Source organism: Leptospira gomenensis (genome assembly GCF_004770155.1).
GTDB classification, from domain to species: domain Bacteria; phylum Spirochaetota; class Leptospiria; order Leptospirales; family Leptospiraceae; genus Leptospira; species Leptospira gomenensis.
The window spans coordinates 1-341 of record NZ_RQFA01000076.1 but is presented as its reverse complement, the minus strand read 5'-3'; the positions used below and the strand labels follow the sequence as shown (position 1 = coordinate 341).

Sequence of the window (341 nt, the reverse complement as noted above, 5' to 3'; positions counted from 1 at the left end):
CGTTGGACCTGTTGAACTGAGACACGATGCGATCAAAGGTTACGGAGCTTCGTATACGATGAGTAGCGTATATACAGGAGGTGGAATCGGTATCGGAGCTGGAACGACCCTGAGCTATGACCAGAGGGGCGGTTTTAGCAACAGCGTAGGTTTTACGTTTACGAACAACCCACAGTTGATTTCTCAGATGGAGCAGGGAGCTCGTGACCGTGCGAATGCGATGTCGAATACGAATAACGGTATGATGTTGCGAGTGTTGGAAGGTTTGGGATACGCCGTGACTCGTAGACAGGATGAGAAGGGTAACTTTGCAGAAGAATCTCCTTTTTACAACGAGACGT

The 341-nt window shown here is 49.0% G+C and carries 1 protein-coding gene; it reads left to right on the top strand.

Annotated elements, in window-relative coordinates:
- A partial coding sequence (locus tag EHQ17_RS19860) for a hypothetical protein (RefSeq protein ID WP_167882484.1) occupies window positions 1-341 on the top strand: 341 nt, incomplete at both ends.